33 protein-coding genes are annotated in these 24932 nt (G+C 67.1%); 15 read left to right on the top strand and 18 right to left on the bottom strand.

The window, feature by feature from the left end; genetic code table 11:
• Nucleotides 1-6: 6 nt before the first annotated feature.
• On the bottom strand, nucleotides 7-534 hold the full coding sequence (locus tag ACJH6J_RS05445) for a hypothetical protein (protein WP_406803631.1): 528 nt from the start codon (nucleotides 532-534) through the stop codon (nucleotides 7-9).
• Between the two features lie 71 nt (nucleotides 535-605).
• Nucleotides 606-1166 carry a sigma-70 family RNA polymerase sigma factor gene (locus tag ACJH6J_RS05440; protein ID WP_318987047.1) on the bottom strand — a complete coding sequence of 187 codons (561 nt, stop codon included), beginning with the start codon at nucleotides 1164-1166 and terminating at the stop codon, nucleotides 606-608.
• Between the two features lie 136 nt (nucleotides 1167-1302).
• Between ACJH6J_RS05440 and ACJH6J_RS05435 the strand changes: the two genes are divergently transcribed.
• The 7 genes from ACJH6J_RS05435 to ACJH6J_RS05405 all read left to right on the top strand — a co-directional run bounded on the left by ACJH6J_RS05435 (nucleotide 1303) and on the right by ACJH6J_RS05405 (nucleotide 4106).
• A complete protein-coding gene (locus ACJH6J_RS05435; RefSeq protein ID WP_406803630.1) occupies nucleotides 1303-1770 on the top strand; it encodes an Asp23/Gls24 family envelope stress response protein in 468 nt (155 codons plus the stop codon).
• A complete protein-coding gene (locus ACJH6J_RS05430; RefSeq protein WP_406803629.1) occupies nucleotides 1767-2063 on the top strand; it encodes a hypothetical protein in 297 nt (98 codons plus the stop codon). The genes ACJH6J_RS05435 and ACJH6J_RS05430 overlap by 4 nt, the downstream gene beginning before the upstream one ends.
• Nucleotides 2060-2284 (top strand): hypothetical protein, encoded by a 225-nt coding sequence (locus ACJH6J_RS05425; RefSeq protein WP_406803628.1) that lies wholly within the window; start codon nucleotides 2060-2062, stop codon nucleotides 2282-2284. The genes ACJH6J_RS05430 and ACJH6J_RS05425 overlap by 4 nt, the downstream gene beginning before the upstream one ends.
• Complete coding sequence (locus ACJH6J_RS05420) at nucleotides 2281-2469, top strand: DUF2273 domain-containing protein (RefSeq protein WP_406803627.1); 189 nt, start codon at nucleotides 2281-2283, stop codon at nucleotides 2467-2469. The genes ACJH6J_RS05425 and ACJH6J_RS05420 overlap by 4 nt, the downstream gene beginning before the upstream one ends.
• Nucleotides 2466-3248, top strand: coding sequence for a hypothetical protein (locus ACJH6J_RS05415; protein ID WP_406803626.1), 783 nt, complete (start codon nucleotides 2466-2468; stop codon nucleotides 3246-3248). The genes ACJH6J_RS05420 and ACJH6J_RS05415 overlap by 4 nt, the downstream gene beginning before the upstream one ends.
• A complete protein-coding gene (locus ACJH6J_RS05410; RefSeq protein ID WP_406803625.1) occupies nucleotides 3245-3799 on the top strand; it encodes a hypothetical protein in 555 nt (184 codons plus the stop codon). The genes ACJH6J_RS05415 and ACJH6J_RS05410 overlap by 4 nt, the downstream gene beginning before the upstream one ends.
• A gap of 94 nt (nucleotides 3800-3893) precedes the next feature.
• Nucleotides 3894-4106 (top strand): CsbD family protein, encoded by a 213-nt coding sequence (locus ACJH6J_RS05405; RefSeq protein WP_318987030.1) that lies wholly within the window; start codon nucleotides 3894-3896, stop codon nucleotides 4104-4106.
• Between the two features lie 96 nt (nucleotides 4107-4202).
• Here the strand turns inward: ACJH6J_RS05405 and ACJH6J_RS05400 are convergent, their stop codons facing one another.
• The 8 genes from ACJH6J_RS05400 to ACJH6J_RS05365 form a co-directional block, all read right to left on the bottom strand.
• On the bottom strand, nucleotides 4203-4874 hold the full coding sequence (locus ACJH6J_RS05400; protein ID WP_406803665.1) for a Crp/Fnr family transcriptional regulator: 672 nt from the start codon (nucleotides 4872-4874) through the stop codon (nucleotides 4203-4205).
• A gap of 135 nt (nucleotides 4875-5009) precedes the next feature.
• Nucleotides 5010-5639, bottom strand: coding sequence for a TetR/AcrR family transcriptional regulator (locus ACJH6J_RS05395; RefSeq protein ID WP_318987029.1), 630 nt, complete (start codon nucleotides 5637-5639; stop codon nucleotides 5010-5012).
• Between the two features lie 10 nt (nucleotides 5640-5649).
• Nucleotides 5650-5862 carry a hypothetical protein gene (locus tag ACJH6J_RS05390; protein ID WP_318987028.1) on the bottom strand — a complete coding sequence of 71 codons (213 nt, stop codon included), beginning with the start codon at nucleotides 5860-5862 and terminating at the stop codon, nucleotides 5650-5652.
• 6 nt (nucleotides 5863-5868) lie between these two features.
• On the bottom strand, nucleotides 5869-6939 hold the full coding sequence (locus ACJH6J_RS05385) for an oxygenase MpaB family protein (protein ID WP_318987027.1): 1071 nt from the start codon (nucleotides 6937-6939) through the stop codon (nucleotides 5869-5871).
• Nucleotides 6940-7147: 208 nt separating this feature from the next.
• Nucleotides 7148-8254 (bottom strand): glutamate--cysteine ligase, encoded by a 1107-nt coding sequence (locus ACJH6J_RS05380; protein ID WP_406803624.1) that lies wholly within the window; start codon nucleotides 8252-8254, stop codon nucleotides 7148-7150.
• A gap of 47 nt (nucleotides 8255-8301) precedes the next feature.
• On the bottom strand, nucleotides 8302-9651 hold the full coding sequence (eccB, locus tag ACJH6J_RS05375) for a type VII secretion protein EccB (RefSeq protein ID WP_406803623.1): 1350 nt from the start codon (nucleotides 9649-9651) through the stop codon (nucleotides 8302-8304).
• Between the two features lie 115 nt (nucleotides 9652-9766).
• Nucleotides 9767-11320 (bottom strand): glycerol kinase GlpK, encoded by a 1554-nt coding sequence (gene glpK / locus ACJH6J_RS05370; protein WP_406803664.1) that lies wholly within the window; start codon nucleotides 11318-11320, stop codon nucleotides 9767-9769.
• A gap of 95 nt (nucleotides 11321-11415) precedes the next feature.
• On the bottom strand, nucleotides 11416-11970 hold the full coding sequence (locus ACJH6J_RS05365; RefSeq protein ID WP_406801896.1) for a CGNR zinc finger domain-containing protein: 555 nt from the start codon (nucleotides 11968-11970) through the stop codon (nucleotides 11416-11418).
• 120 nt (nucleotides 11971-12090) lie between these two features.
• Here ACJH6J_RS05365 and ACJH6J_RS05360 point away from each other — a divergent pair, with 120 nt between their 5' ends.
• From ACJH6J_RS05360 to ACJH6J_RS05340, 5 genes are all read left to right on the top strand, one after another.
• Nucleotides 12091-13068 carry an EamA family transporter gene (locus ACJH6J_RS05360; RefSeq protein WP_406801926.1) on the top strand — a complete coding sequence of 326 codons (978 nt, stop codon included), beginning with the start codon at nucleotides 12091-12093 and terminating at the stop codon, nucleotides 13066-13068.
• A 15-nt stretch (nucleotides 13069-13083) separates the two neighbouring features.
• Nucleotides 13084-13752, top strand: a complete 669-nt coding sequence (locus ACJH6J_RS05355) for a cutinase family protein (RefSeq protein WP_318987022.1) — start codon at nucleotides 13084-13086, stop codon at nucleotides 13750-13752.
• Nucleotides 13753-13862: 110 nt separating this feature from the next.
• Nucleotides 13863-14474, top strand: a complete 612-nt coding sequence (locus tag ACJH6J_RS05350; protein WP_406801927.1) for a cutinase family protein — start codon at nucleotides 13863-13865, stop codon at nucleotides 14472-14474.
• 114 nt (nucleotides 14475-14588) lie between these two features.
• Nucleotides 14589-15194 carry a cutinase family protein gene (locus ACJH6J_RS05345; protein ID WP_318987043.1) on the top strand — a complete coding sequence of 202 codons (606 nt, stop codon included), beginning with the start codon at nucleotides 14589-14591 and terminating at the stop codon, nucleotides 15192-15194.
• A gap of 20 nt (nucleotides 15195-15214) precedes the next feature.
• Nucleotides 15215-15943, top strand: coding sequence for a cutinase family protein (locus ACJH6J_RS05340; protein ID WP_406801897.1), 729 nt, complete (start codon nucleotides 15215-15217; stop codon nucleotides 15941-15943).
• Nucleotide 15944: 1 nt separating this feature from the next.
• Here ACJH6J_RS05340 and truA read toward each other — a convergent pair whose 3' ends face one another.
• The 8 genes from truA to infA form a co-directional block, all read right to left on the bottom strand.
• Nucleotides 15945-16877, bottom strand: a complete 933-nt coding sequence (truA, locus tag ACJH6J_RS05335; RefSeq protein ID WP_406801898.1) for a tRNA pseudouridine(38-40) synthase TruA — start codon at nucleotides 16875-16877, stop codon at nucleotides 15945-15947.
• On the bottom strand, nucleotides 16861-17412 hold the full coding sequence (gene rplQ / locus ACJH6J_RS05330) for a 50S ribosomal protein L17 (protein ID WP_020101464.1): 552 nt from the start codon (nucleotides 17410-17412) through the stop codon (nucleotides 16861-16863). The genes truA and rplQ overlap by 17 nt, the downstream gene beginning before the upstream one ends.
• Nucleotides 17413-17474: 62 nt before the next feature.
• Complete coding sequence (locus tag ACJH6J_RS05325; RefSeq protein WP_020101463.1) at nucleotides 17475-18527, bottom strand: DNA-directed RNA polymerase subunit alpha; 1053 nt, start codon at nucleotides 18525-18527, stop codon at nucleotides 17475-17477.
• Between the two features lie 84 nt (nucleotides 18528-18611).
• On the bottom strand, nucleotides 18612-19217 hold the full coding sequence (gene rpsD / locus ACJH6J_RS05320; RefSeq protein WP_060998918.1) for a 30S ribosomal protein S4: 606 nt from the start codon (nucleotides 19215-19217) through the stop codon (nucleotides 18612-18614).
• 14 nt (nucleotides 19218-19231) lie between these two features.
• Complete coding sequence (rpsK, locus tag ACJH6J_RS05315) at nucleotides 19232-19648, bottom strand: 30S ribosomal protein S11 (protein ID WP_020101461.1); 417 nt, start codon at nucleotides 19646-19648, stop codon at nucleotides 19232-19234.
• 4 nt (nucleotides 19649-19652) lie between these two features.
• On the bottom strand, nucleotides 19653-20027 hold the full coding sequence (gene rpsM / locus ACJH6J_RS05310) for a 30S ribosomal protein S13 (protein ID WP_020101460.1): 375 nt from the start codon (nucleotides 20025-20027) through the stop codon (nucleotides 19653-19655).
• A gap of 155 nt (nucleotides 20028-20182) precedes the next feature.
• On the bottom strand, nucleotides 20183-20296 hold the full coding sequence (gene rpmJ / locus ACJH6J_RS05305; RefSeq protein WP_003879483.1) for a 50S ribosomal protein L36: 114 nt from the start codon (nucleotides 20294-20296) through the stop codon (nucleotides 20183-20185).
• Nucleotides 20297-20342: 46 nt separating this feature from the next.
• The gene (gene infA / locus ACJH6J_RS05300; protein ID WP_003886926.1) at nucleotides 20343-20564 is read right to left on the bottom strand and encodes a translation initiation factor IF-1; all 222 of its coding nucleotides are present in this window, start codon (nucleotides 20562-20564) and stop codon (nucleotides 20343-20345) included.
• A gap of 277 nt (nucleotides 20565-20841) precedes the next feature.
• Here infA and ACJH6J_RS05295 point away from each other — a divergent pair, with 277 nt between their 5' ends.
• From ACJH6J_RS05295 to ACJH6J_RS05285, 3 genes are read left to right on the top strand one after another with little or no spacing between them, the layout of a single operon-like run.
• Entirely contained in the window at nucleotides 20842-22542 is a 1701-nt protein-coding gene (locus tag ACJH6J_RS05295) for an FAD-dependent oxidoreductase (RefSeq protein WP_406801899.1), read from the top strand.
• Between the two features lie 12 nt (nucleotides 22543-22554).
• Nucleotides 22555-24030 (top strand): ATP-binding protein, encoded by a 1476-nt coding sequence (locus tag ACJH6J_RS05290; protein ID WP_406801900.1) that lies wholly within the window; start codon nucleotides 22555-22557, stop codon nucleotides 24028-24030.
• Nucleotides 24031-24087: 57 nt separating this feature from the next.
• Complete coding sequence (locus ACJH6J_RS05285; RefSeq protein WP_406803622.1) at nucleotides 24088-24918, top strand: LLM class F420-dependent oxidoreductase; 831 nt, start codon at nucleotides 24088-24090, stop codon at nucleotides 24916-24918.
• Nucleotides 24919-24932: the final 14 nt, after the last annotated feature.

The raw sequence follows: 24932 nt of genomic DNA, 5'->3' as shown, positions 1-24932 counted from the left end.
GGCCAACTAAGCGTCGGGCGGTAGCGCAACGTCCTCCCATGTCAGGGTGATACGCGGTGCGGTGCCGATGAGTTCCGCGATGACGACAGCCGCGTACTCGCGAAGACTGTCGCCGTCGTGCAGGTACGTCGTATCGCGCGGCTCTGTTCCGACGGCGACGAGGTGAATATGAACCTCCTCGACCGAATGGCGGTCGACGACGACCTCGACGTCGGCGACTGCAGCCGAGACCGCTGCTGCAGGTTCGGCCAATTGCCAGGTCAGCAATTTGGCCAGGGCCAGGTGCGTGATGCTGATGCCTCTGAGTGAGGTACGAATCGGCCGTCCTTGGCGCGGCAGGGCGGCGATGTGCTGAGCGATGCTGGCGCGCAGCCGGTCGAGTGCTGCGGTGCCTTGGCCCCAGCGCGGGTCAACCGCGTGGTTCTCGGTTTCGCCGGGTGAGGCTTGCAGTCCAGCCAGCGCGCGCGTGGCATCAGCGATCCACGCCGTCGACTGTGCGGTGGCGTTGTCGTCATCCGTGGCATTGCTGGGCATCGAACCTCCAGTTTGATGTGACACGGCCCCCGATGCGCGGTCGTCGGGCCAAATCCATTGCCGTGGCGCGCTCATGGGCGGAATTCCTCCAGTGCCGCGGCCAGCCGCAGCCGGGTGCGTTGCAGGTGTCCACGCACGGAGCCCTCGGTGGTGTGCAACACCGTAGCGATTTCCGCGAGTGGCATGTCATACACCTCCCGTAGCCACCACGTCACGCGAGCCGGGTAGGGCAGGAGGTTCAGTTCGCGAGTGAGCGCAGTCAAGAATTCTCTGGACAGCGCGCGCTGGCCCGGCCCCGGCGCGAACTCCGGGATGTCGGGAGCCGAGTCGAGATCGCTCTGGGGGCGCCTGCGTCTGAGGGCGTCGACCGTTTTACGCGACGCCAACGAGAACAACCAGGTGCGGAATTGCGACCGAAAGCCGAATGTCGGCAGCGCCTTCCACGCGGCAATGAACGTCTCCTGAACGATGTCGTCACACTCGTCGCGATCCGGGTATGTGTTTGCGACAAACCGGTGCAGCGCCGGCGCATGGCGCACCACCAGAATGTCGAACGCTTCCGTGTCGCCGCGCTGAGCGCGGCGGGCGAGCGCATCGTCGGAGAGCCGCTCCAACAATCCATCCCTGCTCAGTACCATTCCCACCCCGTTTGCGTCCGGCCACCACTGTGGTCTACGTCGCATTTGCGTGCGCTCCGCGCACTCCGGAGCGACTAACCGATTGTGCCCGAACAAAACGTTTGGGCGGCAGGGCCGAAAGGAGAAACTGATGACCACAGCAACGCAGCCGACGGACGTTAGCTCGGGCGGACCCGCCGAGCGCGGGGGCAAGTACGTCGACACGGTGGCAAGCCGTGGTGCCACCACGATCGCCGACATCGTCGTCTCCAAGATCGCCGGTATCGCGACCCGCGAAATCGATGGCGTGCACGACCTCGGGGGCCAGGCGGCACGTGTTGTCGGCAAGCTACGGGAGACCCTCCCGGGTTCGCCCAATCTCACTCAGGGCGTGAGTGTCGAAGTGGGCGAACGCCAGACGGCCGTGGACATCGGGATCGTGGCCGAATACGGCGTCGCCGTCCACGATTTGGCCGACGGCATCCGCAACAACGTCATCACCGCGGTCGAGAACATGACCGGACTCGAGGTCACCGAGGTGAACATCACCGTCCATGACGTCCACTTCGACGATGACGCGGCAGACAGCCCGGCCGCCGGCGAGCCGCGGGTCGTATGAGTGTGTCGTCCATCGCCGAGCGCGTCGACCGCGTCGTCGGCGCAGTGACGGGCGTCGATGGCGTGGTCGGCCTGCGCTCCGGGCCGGGTGTACCGCAGACGCACCTGCCGGGCCGGACCGTTCGGGGAGTACGGCTCGGCACCGACAGCGGTGAAGTCCACGTGGTAGTCCAGCTGCCGGCGCACCTGCTCGAGGTTGCCGAGCGCGTGCGGCACGCCGCTGGTGAGGCCGCCGCGGTGCCGTTCACCGTTGTGGTGGCCGACATCGCGGTGACTGACGACCAGATGCAGTGACGGCAACCGACCGTCGCGCTCGCCGCGAGGCCATCCGCCGCCACCATCCTGATGTCGGCGGATCGGCCGAGGCATTGATCGAGGCGCTCGCCGCACTCGAGTCCGGCGACACCGGAACCGTGATCCAGATCCGGCGCACCTGCCGGGGACGGTTGAAGGCTTACCTCGCCAAACGCCGGCGCAAGCGTCGCGCCGATCCTCTCAAGAAAGGTCAACGATGAACCAAAACTACGTTGTTGTCGGTCTTTTCGCAGGCCTGCTGCTCGCCGTCGCCACGCTGTCCGGCGGAGTGCTCGGGTTCCTGTTGGCAGTGACCCTGGCCGGTGCCGGCGCTGCGGTCGGCGCCCACTTGGACGGGACGATCAATCTCGCGGCCCTCACACGCCGTCCAGGGAGCCGAGGGTGACAGCTGAACCGCGTGCGATCGCGCCTGTGGCACAACCCAAACGCGGGCAGACGGTGATCGCCGATCGGGTGCGGCATCGGCTGATCGAGCACGCGGCTCTCTCGGTGCCCGGCGTCGCCCGCCACCGGACGGTCGTGCCGGGACGAACGTTGCCCGCTGTGCACACCGATGACGGAGCGCATTCACGGGCTGTCGAAGTCGAGATCGCAGCGACGTGGCCGGTCGACGGCGCAGAGGTGCGCACCAAGGTCGAGGCCGCGGTGGCCGGCGAATTGTCGCGGTCCCTCGACGAACAGCCACGTCACGTGGGGGTACGGATCGGCCGGATCATCAGTGACCGGACGCCGGCGCAGGTCTTCGACGCATATGCCGATGACGCCGCACCAAGTGACGCGAAACCAGCAGGGCGGCAGCGGAAATTCGCGCCGCGCCGCATTGCAGCTGCGACGTTCACGGGCGTTGTCATTGCCTTGGCGGTCACCACCGTCGGTGTCCTCGGCGTGCGCGATGCCCTCATCTCTTTCCACTGGATCGGTGGAGATGCGTGGATCACGCACGCGATCGGCCGGGCCGGTGATACCCACTGGCAATGGTGGACCTGGCCGGTAGCGATTGTGGCAGTGCTCGCGGGGTTCGCGCTACTCATCGCCGCGGTGAAACCACGCCGATGGGCGTATCACCCAGTCGGCGACGGTGTTTGGGTGCAACGGCAGGCCGTCGCTGACTGGCGCTCGGAGTTGACGCGCGAGCCGGCCGATAAGGGAGGCGAGGAAACATGACATCGGTTGCCCGCGGCATCGACCGCCTCGTGACCGCCGCTGTGGCCCTGGTTCTGCTCGCTGCGGGCGGATGGGCGATCGCGTACCGCGTGAACCTGCGGGTGGCACGAGATTGGGCTGCACACGTCCAGCCCCAGGCATTGACCCGCGCCACCGAGTGGTCGTGGTGGCCGGTGGCATTGGGCGGCGCCGGCATTGTCGCGACCCTGCTCGGAGTGTGGTTACTTCTGCTGCACTTGCGAGTTCCGAAGGCACGCAATGTATCCGGTGAGAGCGGCGCAGTAGATCTGGACCGGATCGCCCAAGCCATTGCCGAAGATGTGGAGCGTCACCCCGCTCTCCAGAGCGCCAAGGCCGGCACCCGTATCGAACGCGGCCGGCCCGTCATGCGGATTACCACGCAGCTGACGCCACACACTTCGGCCGCTGAGGTCCACCGACTGGCCCGCGGATGCGCCAACGATGCCCGGCGCGCGGCGGGCGCCGACTTCGAATTTCAGTTCCTGGTCAGATCAGCGCGACCGGAACAGTCTCGCCCGCAGGTCATGTGACCGGCGATAGCTATCCAGTGGAGAACGGTCTGTACTGGAGGAGATGAAACTGGTGGCCACAGCGGTCATCCCGATATGAAAGGAAATGTACGACATGGGAATCGCAGACGACGCGCGCAACAAGGTTGATGATCTCAAGGGCCGCGCGAAGGAAGCGGCCGGGGCCGCCATCGGCAACGACGACCTCCGGGCCGAGGGACAGGCCGATCAGGGGATCGCGGCAGCCAAGCAGAAGATCGCCGACGCCGCCGACAAGGTGAAGGATGGCGTCGAGGCGATCAAGGACCGCCTCACCGGCAACGACTAGGCCGAAATGCGGTGTCCCGCTCGGGCTTTTATCCCGGGCGGGACACCGGCGCCTGTTGAGCCGCGGCGCACACGAGATGTCGCCGGATACTGGGCATCATCTCGCTATCTTGGCCAGTGCTGCTGGTTCAGCGATATCTATCGTGCTGCCCTGCATACGGATCCAACCTCGGACGGTAAACAGGGCCAGAGCCTTGTTGACCGATTCGCGGGTGGAGCCCGCAAGCTGGGCAAGCTCGTTCTGGTTGAGTCGATGGTCGACGCGCAGTGTTCCGTTGTCGCATTCGCCGAATCGGTTGCCGAGGTCCAGGAGCAGTTTCGCGACGCGTCCGGGGACGTCGTTGACGGTCTGATCCCACAGTCTGTCGTCGGCGTGACGTAAACGGCGTGCCAGCGCTCGAAGCATTTGTTCAGCAGCTTCGGGTTCCTTGCGCATCAAGGAACGCAGCATGGCGCCGGTCATCGTGGCGGCGCACACCGCGGTGATCGTGGTGACCGTGGATGTGCGCGGACTCTGTTCGAGCAGTGCGATTTCGCCGAAAACCTCAGCTGGCCCGAGGACGGCAATCAGGGTGTCGGGGCGTCTGGTCGTGCAGGCGACTTTTACCCTGCCCGCAGTGATGATGTAGCAGCGGTCACCGGCATCGCCTTCGCGAAACACGGTGTACCGCTCCGGGAATGACACCAACTCAAATCGGGCAGCCATGGCGGCGAAAGCGCTTTGACTGACGCCCTGAAAGAAGCCGGCGCGTGCCAACGCCGCATCCACCGCAGGGTGCCCCTGGTCAACGCGGCCGAACTCCACAACCCTCCCAACTGAATTGGAACCGAACACCGACACCGGTCATTTTGTCGGCGGTTCTTCGGGGCCTACTGGAGCGGCTTGTGGGGTGCGGTTGTCGCACTAGGGTTTTGCGCGCATCGCGCGATACGCCGCCTTGCCCAGGGTTTCGGCCACCAACTCCGGGTCATCGTGATCGTCGGTGTCGAGCATCTTGTGGACGGCCACCTCACAGATCGCCAGAAACACCTCGACCAGCATTGGTAGTGCGGTATCGACATCAGCGACCTGCCACCGCTCCAGCAGTGGGCGCATCGCGGTGGCAAGTTGCCCGCGGATGCGTTCACGGCCGCCGATGATCGCGGCGGTCAGCACCGGGTCGGGATCCGCGGCGAACATGATGCGCCATGATGCGGGACGCTCGCGCACGGTACTGCACAGCGCGCGGAACCCGTCGACGAACAACTGCTCGATCGAGCCGGTGCGCTGCGGGGGTAAGAGCTCCAGCAGGCTTGCCAGCACTACTTCGTTTTCCCGATCCAACAGCGCGGCAAGGACTTCCCCGCGACCGGGGTAACAGGCGTAGACCACGGGGCGGGTGACCCCCAGGCGTCGTGCGATGGCTCCCATCGTCACTTCGGCCAGTCCCTGGTGCGCTGCGATCTCCAACGCGGTGTCAAGCACCTGCGGCCGGCGCCGTTCCGGACCCAGATGCTCAGCTCGGGCCCGGTTGGCAGTGACGGCTTCGTTCACTTCGCTTCTCTCATGTCAGGTAGACGTTCGCAATGATCAGCACCGGCCACGCGACGATCTCACCCAACAATGAAAACACCTTGTCCAGTCCCTCTAACGGAACGATGTGGTCGACGTGGGCCACCGCCCATGCCATCCCGATTACGACATATGGAACTCCGAGCACAAGTGCGAGATAGACGAGTTGCCGGATACTCAACTGGTAATTGAGAAGTTTCTTCATCACAGGTCAACCGATCCCGCCGAGAATCGGCTGCGACTCGATGATGCCTTCGTCGCTCGGCGCGATGCCGTCGCCGAACACTCGGACTCGCTGACGTTCGCGGAGTGAGACGTGGGCTTGGCTCGGCACGTCGTAGCCGAAGCGGCGCTGGGCCTCGCGCGGCGTCGTGGTCACCGGATTCCGCGGCGGAACCGACAAGAGCACCCGTGCACCGAGCGGCAGGGTCGCCGGCGACAACAGTCGCAGCAGGATCAGCTGGAGCCGTTTGCTCATCGCAATCACCGTGAATGCAGCACTCAGCGGCGGCACCACCAGCGCGTCGAGAACCCGGGATGTGCTGAGCCCGGACATCTCTCGCATCCAGCGCGGCATCGTCGCCAAGGTCCCGCGGCGCAGGAACGCAGTGATCACGGATGTGCCAGGACGCAGCAGCAGCGGCATCTTCGGCAGCATCACCTCGGCGCCCAGTAGGTGGTTCATCGCCTGTCGGGCGATGTCTGAGCCGATCAGTTGAGGCCGCATCTTCTCGAAGTACTCCCGGACGCCCTCGCGACTCAACGGGACATCGGATGGATCGCAGGTCTGCAGTTCGGCGGCAATCGCACATTCCCGCCAGTACTGCGATTCCTCTTCGGGTGACAGCGGGCCGGGGCCGTACTTCTCGTAGGCCACGAGGATCGAGTGCCATGCGGTCAAATGGATCCACAGTTGCGAATCGGGATCGTTGGCGTCGTAGGCCTTTCCGGTGACCTGATCGGTACCGATGGCCTTCGAGTGGATCTTGACCAGAACATCGGCGGCCTTTGTGGTCGAGCGACTGTCGTCGAACGCCACCATCGCAAAGTAGCGGAGCGTCCGGTCATAGCGGGTACGCGGCCGCGAATAGATCTCATGGGTCTTGTCGACCGCTGCGACGAGAGCTGGATCGAGTTCTTCGATTACGACGGCACGCTGGAACCCGATCGACAGAGAGGTCGGGTAACTCCAGACCTTCCAGGTCACCGAATCGGGGCCGAAGAAACCGTAGTCCTCCCCAGGTTCGGTTTCGGGCCGGGCTAACCAATCACGAATGGCCATGCATGTTCCCCCTTTTCTTACACGATGTAGGAAAAAGCTACGCCCTGTAGGAAATGCGGTCAAGGTCTCGTTCGCCCCACCTGCCGGAGAACGGGCGGAGTATGTCGCGTCTGGCGGCGCCGCCCAGCCCTGCCCGGCGCCCGATGCGCTGACCGATGATCGACCGGGCAGGCTCGTACGTGTTCACGGCCGGCTCCGTCGGCCGCGACTACAGCGGCTCGAATGCCGTTGTCGCCGCGGCCAATTCGGAGATGACATCCGCGACCTCTTTGCGGCGGCGCCAGGCCCGCCGTTGCCGCATCGCTCCGTTGCCCTGCTCGGCGATGCGGGTCAACTCGTCGCGCGCCATGTCATAGTCGCCCAGCGCTTCCAGGGCCGGGCGGAGGTGCTCGATGAATCCGGCCAGCAGCACCCGGGCCGGCGCCATCGAGCAGTCGCCCGCCAAATCGATCGCCTCACCGTCGAGGCCATCATGGGCCGCTTTCCAGTGCGCGGCGCGCAGCGTCCAATCCGCAAGGCGCGGTACCGATTCCCCGCGCTCCTTCGCGTCCAGCGCCATCATCACCGCGGCGCGGATGAGCGTGGCCAGCAACACCGTCTCGGCCACGGTTGCCGGCACGTCGGCCACCCGCACCTCGACGGTCGGAAAGTTGGCCGACGGCCGCACATCCCAATAGAGCATGCCGTCGTCGAGCACCGCGCCGGCCCGCGACAGGGTGCGGGTGACAGCGTCGTAGTCCTCGGACGATTCGAAATACGGCGGGGGCCCGGCGCTCGGCCAGCGGGTCCACAACACGCCGCGGAAGCTGGCATAGCCGCTGTCGGTGTTGCGGTAGATCGCCGAGTTCGCACTCAAGGCAAGGAGCAGGTGCAGGTAGGGCCGGAGCCGGTTGCTGACGTCGACCGCGGCCTCCCGGCTGGGCACTTCGACGTGCACGTGACACCCGCAAATCCCCTGTTCATGGGCGATCATGCCGAACCGATCGGCGATGCGGGCATACCGCTCTTTCGTCGTCACCGGGAACGCGTGCGGCACCGTCGGCGGCAGCGCGACAGCCAGGAGCCGTGCCCGCTCCGCCTCGGCCGACTCGGTGGCCACGCGACGCAGCCGCGTCAGTTCCGTACGCAGATCACCGCTGCTGCTCATCACGGCAGTGGTGGTCTCGACCTGGCACCGGGTCAACTCGAGCTGGAGGTCGACACCGCGCGCAGCGGCATACTCCGCGACCGCCTGATTGCGTGGCACGGGCGCACCATCACGGTGATCGACGAGGAGAAACTCTTCCTCGACCCCGAAAGTCGGCAGGTCGGTCATGGCACCCGGAATGCCCCCGGGGCCGCCAGGGCAAACCTGCCGCGGCGCTACGGCGACAGGCCGTCGCGCAGCACCTCGGCCGCCGCCACGCTCAGCTCCGGCCCGCCGGGCAACCGCGCCAGCACCGGCCACGGCGCGGGCAGCGGCGCACCCTCGACCCCGAGATACTTCGCCGTCTCGGTGTCGTGGATGCCGTACCGCACGCCACCGTCCGTCACCAGGTACAGCGGCCCGGTCACCGCCCCGCCGGTGACGCCGGTCGCGTGCACGTACGCATACCGGCCCGGCGGTAATGCCACTGCGTCGATGTTCGGACCGTCGCCGTCGTCTTGCGCGAGCGTCACCGCGACCGCACCCGGTTTCCCCTGCACGACAACGGTTTCCGCACGGTCATCGTCGGCTCGCCAGCGCGCGCAGACCGGTACTTCATGCGGCAGGGGCGGTCGCGCCTCGTCCGGAAAGGTCGACACCGCGAGGTCTTCGACAGCGGGTATCGCGGCGATGGCCGCCGGCGCCACGGTGCGCAGGTCACCGTCGGCCACCCCGTGGGTGAACCGGATGACGTCGGCCGCGACGTCGCCGACGCGCTGCAGACCGCCGCTCAGGACCACGTGATGTTCCGGCGCGTCGGCGCGGCTCACCCGCAATACCTGGCCGACGACGAAACCGTCCGGCCCCGTCCTGCCGAGACCCGGGATCGGCGGCGCGGTGATCGCGGGCGCTTCGGGCAGCAGGTCGAGAAATGATCGCGACACCGGCCGGGGCGTCGCGCCGTCGAGCCGCAGCGCCCGGACCACCGCGAGGTCACGCAGGTCCACCGCGGCGCGCTTACCGTCGTACAGCAGATACGCGGTGGCCAGGTGCTCCCCCGCCGCCGTCGCCAGGATCGGCCGCGCGCCATCCGGTCCCACGGCGTCCACACCGGCGATCAGTGTCGTCCGTCCGCTGTCGCACACCTGCCACGACGCCGTCGCGAGCGGCCGGCCCAATTCTGCCGGCGCACCGGGTATTCCGACGAGAGGCCCGCGCGCCGCGCCGGCGATCGCGTCGGCGTCGACCGCCACCGGGTTGGCCGCGGACCTGGCGACCAACCGGGCCGACGCGAGATTCAGCGCGGGATGCCACGTCGACCCGATCCGCACGTACAGTGCGCCGGTGTCCCGGACCATGACGATCGGCGCGTCCCCCAGCCGGCCCGCCGGTGATGCGATCGCGATGACCGCGCAGACCGCCACCGCCAACAGCCCGGCGAGCCATCCCGACGCGTACGAAATCGATTGCGCGCGAACCGGTTCGTCGACCATCGCCGCGTCGCCGCGCACCAGCGCGTGGATTAGCCGCCGCGTTTGAAAACGCCGCCCGCTGGCTTCCAGCCGCGCGCCCTGCCCCCGAGCCATGTCCATCCCCCGGCTAGCAGCCTAACCGCGGGCAACGGCACGCCCCGACACCAATTCTCGCCAGGGATTTGTGCACGATTTTCCGCGCTGACCGCGGAAAATCGTGCACAAATCCCTAGGAGACGTCGACCCAGTCCAGGGTGCGGCCGACGGCCTTCTGCCAGCCGGCGTATCCGGCGGAGCGCTGGCCGTCGTCCCACGACGGGGCCCAGCGCTTGTGCTCATGCCAGTTGGCGCGCAGCTCGTCGGGGTTCGACCAGAACCCGACACCGAGCCCGGCGGCGTAGGCGGCGCCGAGCGCCGTGGTCTCGGCGACAACGGGTTTCACCACTTCGACGCCCAGCACATCGGCCTGGATCTGCATGCACAGTTCGTTGGCGGTGATGCCGCCGTCGACCTTGAGCACCTCGAGGTGCACGCCGGAGTCAGCGGCCATGGCGTCGACGACGTCGCGGCTCTGGTAGCAGATGGCCTCGAGCGTGGCCCGGGCGATATGGGCGTTGGTGTTGAACCGCGACAGCCCGACGATCGCGCCGCGCGCGTCCGAACGCCAGTACGGCGCAAAGAGTCCCGAGAACGCCGGCACGAAGTAGACGCCGCCGTTGTCCTCGACCTGGCGGGCCAGCGTCTCACTGTCGGAGGCGCCCGCGATGATGCCCAACTGGTCCCGCAGCCATTGCACGGCCGAGCCGGTGACGGCGATCGAACCCTCAAGGGCGTAAACGGGTTTCGCATCACCGAACCGGTAGCACACCGTCGTCAGCAGCCCGTGCTCGGAGCGCACGATCTTCTCGCCGGTGTTGAGCAGCAGGAAATTGCCTGTGCCATAGGTGTTCTTGGCCTCGCCCGCCGACAGACACACCTGCCCGACCATGGCCGCCTGCTGGTCGCCGAGGATGCCGGTGACGGGCACCGGTGCACCCAGGGGGCCGTCGGCCGCGGTCAGTCCGTAGGGCTCCGACACCGACGACGACGCGATGGTCGGCAGCATCTGGCGCGGAATCCCGAAGAACGACAACAGTTCGTCGTCCCAGTCGAGGGTCTCGAGGTTCATCAGCATGGTGCGGCTGGCGTTGGTGACGTCGGTGATGTGCACGCCGCCGCGGGTGCCGCCGGTCAGGTTCCACAGCACCCAGGTGTCGCAGGTGCCGAAGATCGCGTCACCACGTTCGGCGGCTTCGCGCACGCCGTCGACGTTCTCGAGGATCCACTGGATCTTGCCGCCGGAGAAGTAGGTCGCCGGCGGCAGGCCGGCCTTGCGGCGGATGACGTCGCCGTGGCCGTCGCGGTCCAGCGCCGAGGCGATGCGGTCGGTGCGGGTGTCCTGCCAGACGATCGCGTGGTGGTACGGGCGCCCGGTGCGCTTGTTCCACACCATCGTCGTCTCACGCTGGTTGGTGATGCCGAGCGCGACCAGATCCGACGCCGACAGCCGGGTCTTGTTCAGCGCGGTCTGCAGCACCGAGCCGGTGCGCTCCCAGATCTCGACGGGATTGTGCTCGACCCACCCGGCCCGCGGCAGGATCTGCTCGTGTTCGAGCTGGTGGCGTCCGACCTCGCGACCTGAGTGATCGAAGATCATCGCCCGGGTGCTGGTGGTGCCCTGGTCGATGGCCGCCACGAATTCGGCCAATGGCCCGTCCTTCCGCTCGAACGTCCTGTCGCGCAGACGCTGCGTCCGCTGTCGGACATCACGGTAGGAGACGCGGGCTCGTCACGCGATGCATTGCGGTATCCGGCGCCGGGCGCGTCGGACGCCGACTGTCAGTTCTCGCGGGCGCGACGTTCGCGGTACGCCGCGACGTGCTGCCGGTTCCCGCAGTTCCCGGTGTCGCAGAAGATGCGGGATCGGTTGCGCGACATGTCGATCAGCACCGCGGTGCAGTCCGACGCCGCGCACGTCTTGAGCCGGCGCAGTTCACCGGCGCGGATCAGGTCGGCGAGGGCCATCGCCATCTCGGCGCCCATCCGCTGGGCCAGTGGGTCCCGGTCGGCCGCCAGGTGCAGGTGCCATTCCGGCATCTCGGGGTGCCGCGTCAGCCATGGGTTGGCGCGGGTGTCGCGGAGCAGGGCGTTGACACGGTCGACCACCGCCTCCTCGTCCCCAACCACGGCCCACAACTCACCGAGGCGCTCGCGGAGCGCCTGCACGGCGGCCAGCTCCGCGGTGTTGCGGTCGCGCCGGCCCGTCCAGCCGAAGTCGTTCAGATACCCGTCGAGGGCCGCCAGATCGGCCAGTTGGTCACCGTCGACCCGATCACTGTTGATCAACACGCACGCCGCGCGCAGCGTGAGTTCCGTGTCATGACTGAAATTCATTTGACTCGTTACACCCGCCCTCCGTAGCGTCATGACCAATCCCAACTTCACTCATTACATCATCGGAGGTGGCCCGTGACTGCGTCGAACGGCACCACGGCCGGCCACTTCCGGACCGGCATGATCTTCGCCGTCGCATCGGCGTTCACCTTCGGCATGGCCGGCGCGCTCGGCAAGTCCCTGATCGAGGCCGGCTGGAGCCCCACCGCCGCGGTGGTCGCCCGGCTGACCGGCGGCGCGCTCATCATGGCCGTCGTCGCGACCATCCTGCGCCGGGGCTGGCTGCGCGAGGCCCTGAGCCACAAAGGGACCGTCATCGCCTACGGCGCCATCCCGATCGCGGGCGCCCAGCTGTGCTACTTCAACGCCGTCACCTATCTGCCGGTCGGCGTGGCCCTGCTGCTCGAGTACGCCGCACCCCTGCTGGTGGTCGGCTGGGTATGGGCCACGACCCGGCGCCGCCCCAGCACCCTCACGCTCGCCGGCGTCGCGATCGCCATCGCCGGCATCACGCTGGTGCTCGGCCTGGTCGGGCCCGGCAGCCACACCGGAACCCAGATCAGCCTCGCCGGCATCGCCTGGGGCATGGGCGCCGCCATCTGCGCTGCCTGCTACTTCGTCATGTCCGACAAGGCCAGCGCCGACGGCACCGGCCTGCACTCCATCACCCTGGCCACCGGCGGCCTGATCGTCGGCGCCGCGGCGGTGGCACTGCTGGGCGTCTCGGGCGTCATGCCGCTGGCCTTCACCAGTCATGCCACCACGCTGGCCGGCCTGACGACGTCCTGGCTGGTCCCCGTCATCGCCCTGGCCATCGTGCCGACCGCGCTGGCCTACACCTTCGGCATCATGGGCATCGCCCGGCTGCAGCCCCGGTTCGCCTCACTGGTCGGCCTGTCCGAGGTGATGTTCGCCGTGCTGGCGGCCTGGGCACTGCTGGGTGAGGCCATCACCGGAATCCAATTGCTGGGCGGCGCGGTGGTGCTGGCCGGTCTGGCGCTTGCCCGCCAGGGCGACCGCGGCGAAGCGACCTGGCACGACGACTGGCCCGACAGCCCGGAGGGTTTGCCAGCAGGTCAAACAATTGGCCGTAGCTGAGGCCCATATGTGAAGATGGCCCGCGTGACCTTGCTCAGCATGTCGGTCCGAGTGGCCGCAATCGCCGCCACCGTCATCTCCGGAACCGCGCTGCTGCCGTCGGCACCCGCCCAGGCAGACCCCTGCCCGAACATCGAGGTGATCTTCGCCCGCGGCACGCACGACGACCCCGGCATGGGCCGCGTCGGCTCGGTCCTGGTCGACGCCATCCAGCCCCTGGTCGGCAGCCGCACGGTCACCGGCTACGCCGTCGAGTACCCGGCGTCCTACGACTTCCTCACCGCACAGGACGGCGCGGCGGACGCGCAGAACCGCATCGCCTTGATGGCGCAGCAGTGCCCCAGCACCAAGATCGTGCTCGGTGGGTACTCGCAGGGCGCCGCGGTCGTCGACATGCTGGCCGGCGTTCCGCCGCTCGGTGACCGCATCGGCGATGTCGGCTCGGCACCGCCGCTGCCCGCAGAGCTCGCGAACCGGGTCGCGGCTGCCGCCGTATTCGGCAACCCGTCAGCGAAATTCAGCCATCCGCTGGACTCCATGGGCCTGTTCTCGAACCGCTCGGTCGACCTGTGTCTGTGGGGCGACCCGATCTGCTCGCGTGGCCGAAACCCGTTCGCGCACTCGCGCTATGAGTCGTCCGAGTACATCGGGCAGGCCGCGCAGTTCATCGCCTCGCGCGTCTGACCGGCCGCTAAGCGCCTGTCGCCGAACCACATCCGGACTCACGGTTAGGATTCGGTGTGATCATCAGTGCACTGCGCCGGGCCTTCGCCGGCACCGCAACCACCGTAATCATGGCCGGCATCACAGTGCTGACGCCGCCGTCGCTGGGTGCCGTCGGCACCGCCGCCGCAGCCAACTGCCCCGACATCGAGGTGACGTTCGCCCGCGGTACGTCCGAAGACCCCGGTCTGGGCCGGGTCGGCGGGGCGTTCGTGAATCAGTTGCGCAACAAGGTCGGTGGCCGCTCGGTCGGGGCCTACGCCGTCGTCTACCCGGCGTCGTACGACTTCCTTGCCGCCGCTGACGGCGCGAACGACGCCAGCGCCCACGTCCAGTGGATGGCCGAGAACTGCCCGGGCACCCGGCAGGTGCTCGGCGGCTACTCGCAGGGCGCCGCGGTGATGGACGTCATCGGCGCCATCCCGGTTCCGGGCATCGGTTTCAACAACCCGCTGCCGCCGGAGGCCGCCGGCCACGTCGCGGGGATCGCGGTGTTCGGCAACCCGTCCGCCAAGTTGGGCCTGCCGTTGACGGCAAGCCCGGTGTGGGGCGGCAAGGTCATCGACCTGTGCAACGCGGGCGATCCGATCTGCCAGACCGACGGTCAGAGCGTGCCCGCGCACAAGAGCTATGCGGGCGGCCCGACCAACGAAGCGGCCAACTTCGTCGCCGGATTGTTGTAAGGCTGGCATCATTTCTCGACGAGACCGTCAATTCGTCGGGATACCATCGGATTTGTGATTGGCCGCCGGACGCTCTGTGTGCTGATCACCGCTCTGACTGTCGGCGTCGCGCCAATGTCCGTGTTGCTCACGGACATTGGCGTGGCGAACGCCGCTGCCACCTGCGCACCCGCGGAGGTCGTGTTCGCGCGCGGCCGGATGGAACCGCCCGGACCCGGACAGGTCGGCGCCGCATTCGTCACCGCGCTGCGTCAGCTCCGCGGCCCGAATATCGGTCTGTACCCGGTGAATTACCCCGCGGACACCCAGGTCGACGTTGGCGCCAATGACATGAGCCGGCGTGTGCAATGGCTCGCCCGCAACTGCCCCGCGACCAAAATCGTGCTCGGCGGTTACTCATTGGGCGCAGCCGCCACCGATCTGGTTATCGCCGTGCCCATTTCGGCCTTCACCTTCAACAGTCCCCTGCCCCGTGGCGCCGATCAGCACATCGCGGCCGTCGCGCTCTTCGGCAATGGCGCCAACTGGGCGCTGCCCATCACCGCGTTGAGCCCGACGTACCAGAATCGGACCATCGATCTCTGCCATTCCGACGACCCGGTCTGTAATCCGAGCAGCCCCTACAAGTGGCGTTCGGAGTGGCAGGATCACCTCGCTCCGGGCTACATCAAGTCTGGCATGGTGAACCAGGCCGCGAAGTTCGTAGCGGCGCGGCTGTGACGCGCCGCTAGACTCCAGCCATGACCCCCCGCTCCGTGTTGACGTCCGTCCGGTCTGCCGTCGCCCTGGCCGGCGTGGCAGCGTCGGTTGCCACCGGGCTGGTGGCGGCCACGGCCGCCGCCCCCGCTGATGTCATCGGCGCCGCAGCGGCGGACCCGTGCCCGCAAGCGGAGGTGATCTTCGCCCGCGGCCGCAATGAGCGACCGGGCGTCGGCCGGGTGGGCGGCGCATTCGTCGATGCGCTGCGCGCCAAGACACCGCTGAACGTGGGGGTCTACGCGGTGAACTACCCCGCCAACGTCGAGATCGCCCAGGGCGCCAACGACATCAGCTCGCGTATCCAGGACATGGCCGCGCGGTGTCCCGACACCAGGTTGATCATCGGCGGTTACTCGCTGGGCGCGGCGTCGGCGGCCGTGGCATTGTCGTCCGACGGCAAGGGATTCGGATTCAACCGCCCGCTGCCGCCCGGGATGGACACCCACATCGCCGCCGTCGCACTGTTCGGCAACGTCACCCACCGCATGGGCGGCTCCAACATCGGCGCGGCCTACCTGGATCGCACCATCGATCAGTGCAACGGCGCCGATCCCGTGTGCATGGCCGGACTTCCGCAGACCATCACCCAACTGCAGGGCGACTGGCAGAACCACCTGCAGGACGGCTACATCGGGTCCGGCATGGTCGATCAGGCCGCCGACTTCGTCGCCGCCCGCTTGGCACCGCCCCCGCCTGCGCCGGCCCCGTGAGCTAGTCGAGCGTGCGTAGGTCCCGGGTGACAGTGATCCGGGACGCCAGCTGATCGTCGGGCGGGTAGTCCACCGACACCAGCGTCAGGCCCCGCGCCGGGGCGGCGGCGTACTCACTCGACCGGCTGTCGGCCGTCAAAAGACCTGCGATCCAACCGGGTTCGCGGCGGCCCTCCCCCACGGCGAGCAACGCGCCGACCAGCGACCGCACCATGTTCCAGCAGAAGGCGTCGGCCGTCACGTGAGCGGTGACCAGGTCACCCGAGCGCCGCCAGTCCAGACGCTGCAGATCCCGGATGGTCGTCGCGCCCTCCCGAAACCGGCAGAACGCGGCAAAATCCTGCAGCCCCAACAACTCCTGCGAGGCGGCCGTCATCGCGTCCAGATCGAGCGGCCGCGGCCACGGCGTGATGAACCGGGCCTGTTGTGGCTCAACGCCGTAGGGCGCCAACGACAACCGGTATTCGTAGTGCCGCCGCAACGCCGAGAACCGGGCGTCGAAACCCGCTGCGGCCCGGGCGATCTGGCGCACCCGCACATCGGCGGGCAGGAACCGCGCGAGCCGGCGCACCAACGGCAGGAACTCGGGGTCCCCCGGCCGGGGTGTGCGCGGATACGCGAATCTCAGTGCGGCAGAAGGCACGTCGACATGCGCGACCTGCCCGGTGGCATGCACGCCGGTATCGGTCCGGCCCGCGGTGACCAGGCGCACCGGCTCGCGGAACACCGTCGACAACGTCTCCTCGATGACACCCGCGACCGTGCGCTGCCCGGCCTGCGGTGCCCAACCGGCGAATTCGGTGCCGTCGTACGAGATGTCCAGCCGTAAACGAGTTTCTGGGCGAGCGGAGCGACGGGATGAAGAAACAAGCCCGCCATTCGACTGAATGGCGGGCTTGTTCTCGTTCACAGCGTGATTAGGACTTGGCCTCATCCTCGGTCGCCTCAGCCTCGGCCTCAGCGGTCTGAGCGTCGGCGATGCCCTCGTCAGCAGCCTCGACCTCGGCAACCGGAGCCTCGACAGCAGCTTCCTCAGCGGGAGCCTCGGCTTCGGCAGCCTTCGCCTGAGCGGCGGCCGCGCGACGGGCGCGGTCGGCCTCGGAGACGACGGTCTTCTCCCGAACCAGCTCGATCACGGCCATGGGGGCGTTGTCGCCCTTGCGGTTCTCGACCTTGATGATGCGGGTGTAGCCGCCCTCGCGGTCCGCGAAGTGCGGTGCGATCTCGGCGAACAGGGTGTGCACCACGTCCTTGTCGCGGATCTTCTTCATCACCTCGCGCCGGTTGTGCAGCGCGCCCTTCTTGGCGTGGGTGATGAGCTTCTCGGCGTACGGACGCAACGCCCGGGCCTTGGCATCAGTGGTCTTGATGCGGCCGTGCTCGAACAGCGAGGTGGCCAGGTTGGCCAGGATCGCCTTCTGGTGCGACGACGACCCGCCGAGGCGAGCACCCTTGGTGGGTTTGGGCATTGCAACTTCTCCTAATTGGGGCCGGCCCCCGTATCAGGTAGGGCCGGGACGGAATCTCTTGTTTAGAGCTGTTCGGTTTCGGCGTAGTCCTGGTCGGCGTCCAGGTCATAGCTGGCATCGCTGTTCCAGGTGCCGGTGGCCACGTCGTAGCCGGCGACCTGCGACGGGTCGAACGTGGCGGGGCTGTCCTTGAGCGACAGACCCAGCTGGTGCAGCTTGATCTTGACCTCGTCGATGGACTTCTGGCCGAAGTTACGGATGTCCAGCAGGTCCGACTCGGTACGCGAGACCAGCTCGCCGACGGTGTGCACACCCTCGCGCTTGAGGCAGTTGTACGACCGCACGGTCAGCTCCAGGTCGTCGATCGGCAGCGCGAACGAGGCGATGTGGTCTGCCTCGGCCGGCGACGGGCCGATCTCGATGCCTTCGGCCTCGACGTTGAGCTCGCGGGCCAGACCGAACAGCTCGACCAGCGTCTTGCCGGCCGAAGCCAGGGCGTCGCGCGGGGCGATCGAGTTCTTGGTCTCGACGTCCAGGATCAGCTTGTCGAAGTCGGTGCGCTGCTCGACACGGGTGGCCTCCACCTTGTAGGTGACCTTCAGCACCGGCGAGTAGATCGAGTCGACCGGGATACGGCCGATCTCGGCACCCGACGCCTTGTTCTGCACGGCCGGGACGTAACCGCGGCCGCGCTCGACGACGAGCTCGACCTCCAGCTTGCCCTTGTCGTTCAGGGTGGCGATGTGCATGTCGGGGTTGTGCACCGTCACACCGGCCGGGGGCACGATGTCACCGGCGGTGACGGCACCCGGGCCCTGCTTGCGCAGGTACATGGTGACCGGCTCGTCCTCTTCCGAGGACACGACCAGGCCCTTGAGGTTCAGGATGATGTCGGTGACGTCTTCCTTGACCCCGGGGACGGTGGTGAACTCGTGCAGGACACCGTCGATGCGGATGCTGGTGACCGCTGCGCCCGGGATGGACGACAGCAGCGTGCGCCGCAGCGAGTTGCCGAGGGTGTAACCGAAGCCCGGCTCCAGCGGCTCGATGGTGAACCGCGACCGGTTCTCGGCCAGCACGTCCTCGGACAGGGTGGGTCGCTGAGAGATCAGCATTTTTCTATCTCCTTCTCGGCACCCGCTATTTGATGCCGGTTGGTTGGTGCCCGCCCGGGATTGGGCGGGCCACCAGGACTCGAATTACTTCGAGTAGAACTCGACGATCAGCTGCTCGGTGAGCGGCACGACGATCTGGGCGCGCTCGGGCAGCTGGTGCACGAGGATGCGCTGACGCTCGCCGACAACCTGCAGCCACGACGGCACGGGACGCTCACCGGCGACCTCGCGCGCGATCTGGAACGGCAGGGTGTTCAGCGACTTCGGCTTGATGTCGATGATGTCGTACTGCGACACCCGGTAGCTCGGGATGTTCACCTTGACACCGTTGACGGTGAAGTGACCGTGGCTGACCAGCTGACGGGCCATCCGGCGGGTACGGGCCAGGCCGGCGCGGTACACGACGTTGTCCAGACGGCTTTCGAGGATCTGCAGCAGGTTCTCACCGGTCTTGCCAGCCTTGCGGTTGGCTTCCTCGTAGTACTTGCGGAACTGCTTCTCCATGACGCCGTAGGTGAAGCGAGCCTTCTGCTTCTCCTGCAGCTGGGTGCGGTATTCGCTCTCCTTGATCCGCGCGCGGCCGTGCTGGCCGGGCGGGTAGGGGCGCTTTTCGAACGACTGATCGTCACCGACGAGGTCGACGCCGAGGCGGCGCGACTTGCGGGTGGCGGGTCCGGTATAACGAGCCATTTTTCAAATCCTCCCTAGACCCGGCGCCGCTTGGGCGGACGGCAGCCGTTGTGTGGCTGCGGGGTGACGTCGGAAATCGCGCCGACCTCGAGGCCGGCAGCCTGCAGCGAACGGATCGCGGTCTCGCGGCCCGAACCCGGACCCTTCACGAAGACGTCGACCTTCTTGACACCGTGCTCCTGCGCCTTGCGGGCAGCGTTCTCGGCGGCGAGCTGCGCGGCGAACGGGGTGCTCTTGCGCGAACCCTTGAAGCCGACGTGACCCGACGAGGCCCAGGCGATGACGTTGCCCTGGGGATCGGTGATCGAGACGATGGTGTTGTTGAACGTGCTCTTGATGTGAGCGGCGCCGTGCGGGACGTTCTTCTTTTCCCGGCGACGAGTGGGCTTGCCGCGCTTGGAAGCAGCGCCGGCTTTCTTGGTGGGTGCCATTTACTTACCTGGCCTTCTTCTTGCCGGCGATGGTGCGCTTCGGGCCCTTGCGGGTACGCGCGTTGGTCTTGGTGCGCTGGCCACGCACGGGCAGGCCACGACGGTGGCGCAGGCCCTGGTAGCAACCGATCTCGATCTTGCGACGGATGTCGGCCTGCACCTCGCGGCGCAGGTCACCCTCGACCTTGAGGTTGCCTTCGATGTAGTCACGCAGCTGGGTCACCTGGTCGTCGGTGAGGTCCTTGGTGCGCAGGTCCCGGTCGATGCCGGTGGCAGACAGGATTTCCTGGCTACGGGTACGGCCGATGCCGTAGATGTAGGTCAGCGCGATCTCCATGCGCTTGTCACGCGGGAGATCAACGCCCATGAGGCGTGCCATCAGGCAGTGTTCCTTTTCGTTGCGGAGGTCTGATCCCAGTCCGTTCCCCGTCTTGGTCGGGGTCCGGCCTCCGTGCCGGACGTGGTTGAGAGCCGTATGCCCTCAGTGGTACTGGGAGGTCTGCATTCAGTTTTGGGTGCTGCGTGAGCTGATGCTCAGCCCTGCCGCTGCTTGTGCCGCGGGTCAGAGCAGATCACCATGACCCGGCCGTGGCGGCGGATCACCCTGCACTTGTCGCAGATCGGCTTGACGCTCGGGTTCACCTTCACGACTTAGCGATCCTTTTCTCGGTTCTGAATTGGTGGTGCTTGGGCGTTACTTGTAGCGGTACACGATGCGGCCACGGGACAGGTCGTACGGAGAGAGCTCCACTACGACACGGTCCTCCGGCAGGATGCGGATGTAGTGCTGCCGCATCTTGCCGCTGATGTGGGCGAGCACCTTGTGACCGTTCTCCAGCTCAATGCGGAACATCGCATTGGGCAGGGGCTCGATCACGCGACCCTCGACCTCGATGGCGCCGTCTTTCTTGGCCATACTCTTTGGTAATCCTCTGGTTCTTCGGTTTCGTATCTCATACGCCCGTGCTCGGCGCAGAACCCACCCCGGCTACAAGAACGTGGACGTAATGCCTGGAATTCCAGGGAGCAATTCCGCGGAACTTCAAAACAGAGCACGCAAAGAGCCGGCGCAGAAGCTGCACCGTTGGTCCACGATACCCGCTTCGACCCCTGGGACCAAAATCCGCGCAGCACCCCCGCTGACCCCAGGTGGGCGCATCGTCTTCGCAAGTCAGGGCGCATAATGAACAGCGATGACTGGACCCGCTTCCCCGGCACGCAATCCGGTGATTCTCACCGTTGACGATGATCCCGCAGTGTCCCGGGCCGTCGCCCGCGACCTGCGCAAACACTACGGTGAGCGCTACCGGATCGTACGCGCCGAATCTGGACAGGACGCGCTGGTCGCGATCAACGAGCTGCAGCTGCGGGGCGACACCGTGGCGATGTTCATCGCCGACTACCAGATGCCGGAGATGAACGGCATCGACTTCCTGGAACTGGCCATGGACGTGTTCCCGCTGGCCCGCCGCGTGCTGCTGACCGCGTACGCGGACACCCACGCCGCGATCAACGCCATCAACCTGGTCGACCTGGACCACTATCTGCTCAAGCCGTGGGACCCGCCCGAGGAGAAGCTGTACCCGATCATCGACGGGCTGCTCGAGGCCTGGCATGAGGTCGGCGACCGCGCCGTCCCCCACACCAAGGTCATCGGGCACCGGTGGAATCCCCGGTCGTGGGAGGTCCGCCAGTTCCTGGCCCGCAACCAGCACTACTACCGGGCATACGCGTCGGACGAGCCCAAGGGCAAGCAGCTGCTGACCGCCGCCGGCCTGGATGGGCTGCAGCTGCCGGTGGTGATCTCCGAGCAGGGCGAGACGCTGGTCCAGCCGACCGACGCCCAGTTGGCCGGCATGCTCGGCCTGTCGACCACGCCGTCGTTGGAGATGTACGACCTCGCCGTCATCGGCGGTGGCCCCGCCGGCCTGGCGGCCGCGGTGTACGGCGCGTCCGAGGGCCTGCGCACGGTGCTGATCGAGCGCACCACCACCGGCGGACAGGCGGGCCGCAGCTCACGCATCGAGAACTACCTGGGCTTCGAGACGGGCATCTCGGGCGCCGAGCTGACGACGTCGGCGCGGCGGCAGGCCGAGCGCTTCGCCGCCGAGGTCATCACGACCCGTGAGGTCGTCGGGCTCGACGTCTCGTCGCTGGCCAGCAAGACGCTGACCTTCGACGACGGCCGCAGCATCACCGCGCGGTCGGTCATCCTGGCCACCGGCGTCGACTACCGGCATCTGCAGGTCGCCGGGTGCTGGGACGACCCCGACAGCGTCGGCAACAGCTATGTCGGCAACGGCGTCTTCTACGGCGCCTCGGTGTCGCAGGCCTCCGAATGCGCGGGCGAGGACGTCTACATCGTCGGCGGCGCGAACTCCGCAGGCCAGGCCGCGATGTTCATGTCGCAGCAGGCCAAGTCGGTGACGCTGCTGGTGCGCGGCAAGTCGCTCGAGGCGTCGATGTCCTACTACCTGATCCAGCAGATCGAGAACACCCCGAACATCAGCGTCCGGACTTGTACCGAGGTGGTCGACACCTGCGGCGAGGACGGGCACCTGACCGGGCTGTGGCTGGTCAACAACGCCACCGGCGAGCGCGAGTACGTCGAGTCCACGCGACTGTGCTGTTTCATCGGCGCCACCCCGCGCACGCAGTGGCTCGAGAACGCCGGCATCGCCCGCGACGACCACGGCTTCATCCTCACCGGCCCGGATCTCAAGGACGTCTGCGGCTGGAACCTGGACCGGCCGCCGCACCACTTGGAAACAAGTGTGCCGGGTGTGTTTGTTGCAGGTGATGTCCGCGCTGAATCGGCCAAACGGGTCGCAGCCGCGGTTGGCGAAGGCTCGATGGCAGTGATGCTGGTGCACCGGTATCTGGCCGAGACGTAGGAGGAGACCGGTATGGGTGAGACGTGCGCGCGCAGTGAACTGAAAACGCTGTTCCTGTTCGAGGCGTTGACCGACGAGCAGCTGGACACGCTGTGCGCCAACGGTCACATCGCGACGTTCGAGCCCGGCCCCGTCTGCACCGAGGGCGAACCGGCGACCTGCTTCTACGTCATGCTCGACGGCGAGCTGGTGATGTCGATGAAGTCCGGCGGCATCGACATCGAGACCAACCGCACCTCGATGCGCGGCGTGTACTGCGGCGCCTGGTCGGCCTACATCCCCGACGAGCAGCCGGTCTACGAGGCGTCGGTGCGGGTGACCAAGCCGTCGCGGTTCTTCGTCCTGGACGCCAACGCCTACGCCGACTTCATGCGCAAGGAATTCCCGATGGCGGTGCACCTGCTGGAGGGCCACAAGGTCGGTGGCCGCCGTGGGCGCCAGATCGTCGGCCAGCGCGAGAAGCTCCTCGCCCTGGGCCAGCTCTCGGCCGGCCTGACCCATCAGCTCAACAACCCGGCCGCCGCCACCGCGCGCGCCGTCGCGGACCTGCACGACCGCATCGGCAAGATGCGCCACAAACTGGCCATGCTCGCCGACGGTCAGGTCAGCCCGCAGTCGCTGCGAGTACTGGTCGGCATTCAGGAAGGCATCGCCGAGCAGGTGGCCAAGGCCAGGACCCAGGAGCTGTCGGCCATCGAGGCGTCCGACCGCGAAGACCAGATCGGCGAATGGCTCGAGGACCACGGCATCGCGGCCGCATGGGACTACGCCCCCACTTTCGTCGACGCCGGCCTGGATGTCGCTTGGCTGGAAGGCATCTCGTCGTCGCTCGGGGACGGCGACTCGTCCGCGACACTGCAGGGTGCGCTGGGCTGGTTGAAGTACACCATCGACACCGAGCTGCTGATGTGTGAGATTTCCGAAGCGAGCAAACGGATTTCGACGCTGCTGGCCGGCGCGAAGCAGTACTCGCAGATGGACCGGGCGCCCTACCAGAGTGCCGACGTGCACGAGCTCCTGCGCAGCACGCTGATGATGTTCGGTGACCGCATCGGCAAGGACGGCACCACCTGCGTCAAGGTGGTCAAGGAGTACGACCCCGCGCTGCCCGAATTGCAGTGCTACCCAGCCGATCTCAATCAGGTGTGGACGAACATCATCGACAACGCCCTGCAGGCCATGAAGGGCTGCGGCGTGCTGACCATCCGCACCAAACGCGCCGGCGACGACACCGTCCGGATCGAGATCAACGACAACGGCCCGGGCATCCCGCCCGACGTCATCGAGCGCATCTTCACGCCGTTCTTCACGACCAAGCCGTTCGGCGAGGGCACCGGCCTGGGGCTCGACCTGGCGTGGCGCATCATCTGCGAGAAGCACCACGGGAACATCTACGTCGAATCCAAGCCGGGCGACACCACGTTCATCGTCACGCTGCCCGTGCACGCACCCGCGCCAGAAGAAATTCTGGCCGGGACAACGGGATAGTTCGGATCACCGCGCGCCGAACGGAATAGCCGCCCGCGCCCCACAGTTGCCGCAGAGGTGACCAAACCAGACCTTGGACGCTACGGCGTATTCGGGCGCGGCGCGACGCCGCAACAGGCAGCAGAAATCGAAGCGCTGGGCTACGGCGCGATCTGGGTCGGGGGATCCCCGCCCGCGGAACTGGAGTGGGTCGAGCCACTGCTCGGCGCGACGGAGCGACTGAAGGTCGCTACCGGCATCGTCAACATCTGGACGGCGGCCGCCGGACCGGTGGCCGAATCGTTCCACCGCATCAACACCGCCTATCCGGGCCGGTTCCTCCTCGGCATCGGCGTCGGGCACCGCGAGGTCATCACCGAATACAAGAAGCCACTCGATGCGCTGAACGAGTATCTGGACAAACTCGACGAGTACGGCGTGCCGAAGGAACACCGGGTGGTGGCCGCGCTCGGCCCGCAGGTGCTGAAGCTCTCGGCCCGGCGCAGCGCCGGCGCCCACCCCTACCTGACCACCCCGGAGCACACCGCCCAAGCGCGTGAGTTGATCGGGCCGGACGCGTTCCTGGCGCCCGAGCACAAGGCGATCCTCACGACCGACGCGGACAAGGCCCGGGCGGTCGGCCGCCAGGCCCTGGAGCTTTACCTCAATCTGAACAATTACCTCAACAGCTGGAAACGGTTGGGGTTCACTGACTCTGACATCGCCAAGCCCGGCAGCGACCGGCTGGTCGACGCCGTGGTCGCCTACGGCACCATCGATGCGATCGCCGCCCGGCTGAAGCAGCACCTCGACGCCGGCGCCGACCACGTACCGGTTCAGGTGCTGACGTCGCCCGAGAATTTGGTACCCGCACTGACCGAACTCGCCGGCCCACTGGGCCTGCGGTAACCGAAGGGATCGCG

The organism is Mycobacterium sp. SMC-18, assembly GCF_045310895.1.
In the GTDB taxonomy this organism is placed as follows: Bacteria; Actinomycetota; Actinomycetes; order Mycobacteriales; family Mycobacteriaceae; genus Mycobacterium.
Note: the sequence above shows the minus strand (reverse complement) of the source record. Positions and strands in the feature narration are given on the sequence as shown.

Bases quoted from the DNA above. Each gene is read 5' to 3' on its own strand.
- ACJH6J_RS05350 (WP_406801927.1), top strand. From the start codon at position 13,863: ATGGCCGGCATCACAGTGCTGACGCCGCCGTCGCTGGGTGCCGTCGGC.
- ACJH6J_RS05360 (WP_406801926.1), top strand. From the start codon at position 12,091: ATGATCTTCGCCGTCGCATCGGCGTTCACCTTCGGCATGGCCGGCGCG.
- ACJH6J_RS05290 (WP_406801900.1), top strand. From the start codon at position 22,555: ATGGGTGAGACGTGCGCGCGCAGTGAACTGAAAACGCTGTTCCTGTTC.
- truA (WP_406801898.1), bottom strand. From the start codon at position 16,877: ATGAGGCCAAGTCCTAATCACGCTGTGAACGAGAACAAGCCCGCCATT.
- ACJH6J_RS05410 (WP_406803625.1), top strand. From the start codon at position 3,245: ATGACATCGGTTGCCCGCGGCATCGACCGCCTCGTGACCGCCGCTGTG.
- ACJH6J_RS05340 (WP_406801897.1), top strand. From the start codon at position 15,215: ATGACCCCCCGCTCCGTGTTGACGTCCGTCCGGTCTGCCGTCGCCCTG.
- ACJH6J_RS05445 (WP_406803631.1), bottom strand. From the start codon at position 534: ATGCCCAGCAATGCCACGGATGACGACAACGCCACCGCACAGTCGACG.
- ACJH6J_RS05435 (WP_406803630.1), top strand. From the start codon at position 1,303: ATGACCACAGCAACGCAGCCGACGGACGTTAGCTCGGGCGGACCCGCC.
- ACJH6J_RS05420 (WP_406803627.1), top strand. From the start codon at position 2,281: ATGAACCAAAACTACGTTGTTGTCGGTCTTTTCGCAGGCCTGCTGCTC.
- rpsK (WP_020101461.1), bottom strand. From the start codon at position 19,648: ATGGCACCCACCAAGAAAGCCGGCGCTGCTTCCAAGCGCGGCAAGCCC.
- ACJH6J_RS05365 (WP_406801896.1), bottom strand. From the start codon at position 11,970: ATGAATTTCAGTCATGACACGGAACTCACGCTGCGCGCGGCGTGCGTG.
- rplQ (WP_020101464.1), bottom strand. From the start codon at position 17,412: ATGCCCAAACCCACCAAGGGTGCTCGCCTCGGCGGGTCGTCGTCGCAC.
- ACJH6J_RS05295 (WP_406801899.1), top strand. From the start codon at position 20,842: ATGACTGGACCCGCTTCCCCGGCACGCAATCCGGTGATTCTCACCGTT.
- ACJH6J_RS05430 (WP_406803629.1), top strand. From the start codon at position 1,767: ATGAGTGTGTCGTCCATCGCCGAGCGCGTCGACCGCGTCGTCGGCGCA.
- rpsD (WP_060998918.1), bottom strand. From the start codon at position 19,217: ATGGCTCGTTATACCGGACCCGCCACCCGCAAGTCGCGCCGCCTCGGC.
- ACJH6J_RS05405 (WP_318987030.1), top strand. From the start codon at position 3,894: ATGGGAATCGCAGACGACGCGCGCAACAAGGTTGATGATCTCAAGGGC.
- rpsM (WP_020101460.1), bottom strand. From the start codon at position 20,027: ATGGCACGCCTCATGGGCGTTGATCTCCCGCGTGACAAGCGCATGGAG.
- ACJH6J_RS05390 (WP_318987028.1), bottom strand. From the start codon at position 5,862: ATGAAGAAACTTCTCAATTACCAGTTGAGTATCCGGCAACTCGTCTAT.
- ACJH6J_RS05355 (WP_318987022.1), top strand. From the start codon at position 13,084: ATGGCCCGCGTGACCTTGCTCAGCATGTCGGTCCGAGTGGCCGCAATC.
- eccB (WP_406803623.1), bottom strand. From the start codon at position 9,651: ATGGCTCGGGGGCAGGGCGCGCGGCTGGAAGCCAGCGGGCGGCGTTTT.
- ACJH6J_RS05345 (WP_318987043.1), top strand. From the start codon at position 14,589: ATGTCCGTGTTGCTCACGGACATTGGCGTGGCGAACGCCGCTGCCACC.
- ACJH6J_RS05380 (WP_406803624.1), bottom strand. From the start codon at position 8,254: ATGACCGACCTGCCGACTTTCGGGGTCGAGGAAGAGTTTCTCCTCGTC.
- ACJH6J_RS05385 (WP_318987027.1), bottom strand. From the start codon at position 6,939: ATGGCCATTCGTGATTGGTTAGCCCGGCCCGAAACCGAACCTGGGGAG.
- infA (WP_003886926.1), bottom strand. From the start codon at position 20,564: ATGGCCAAGAAAGACGGCGCCATCGAGGTCGAGGGTCGCGTGATCGAG.
- ACJH6J_RS05325 (WP_020101463.1), bottom strand. From the start codon at position 18,527: ATGCTGATCTCTCAGCGACCCACCCTGTCCGAGGACGTGCTGGCCGAG.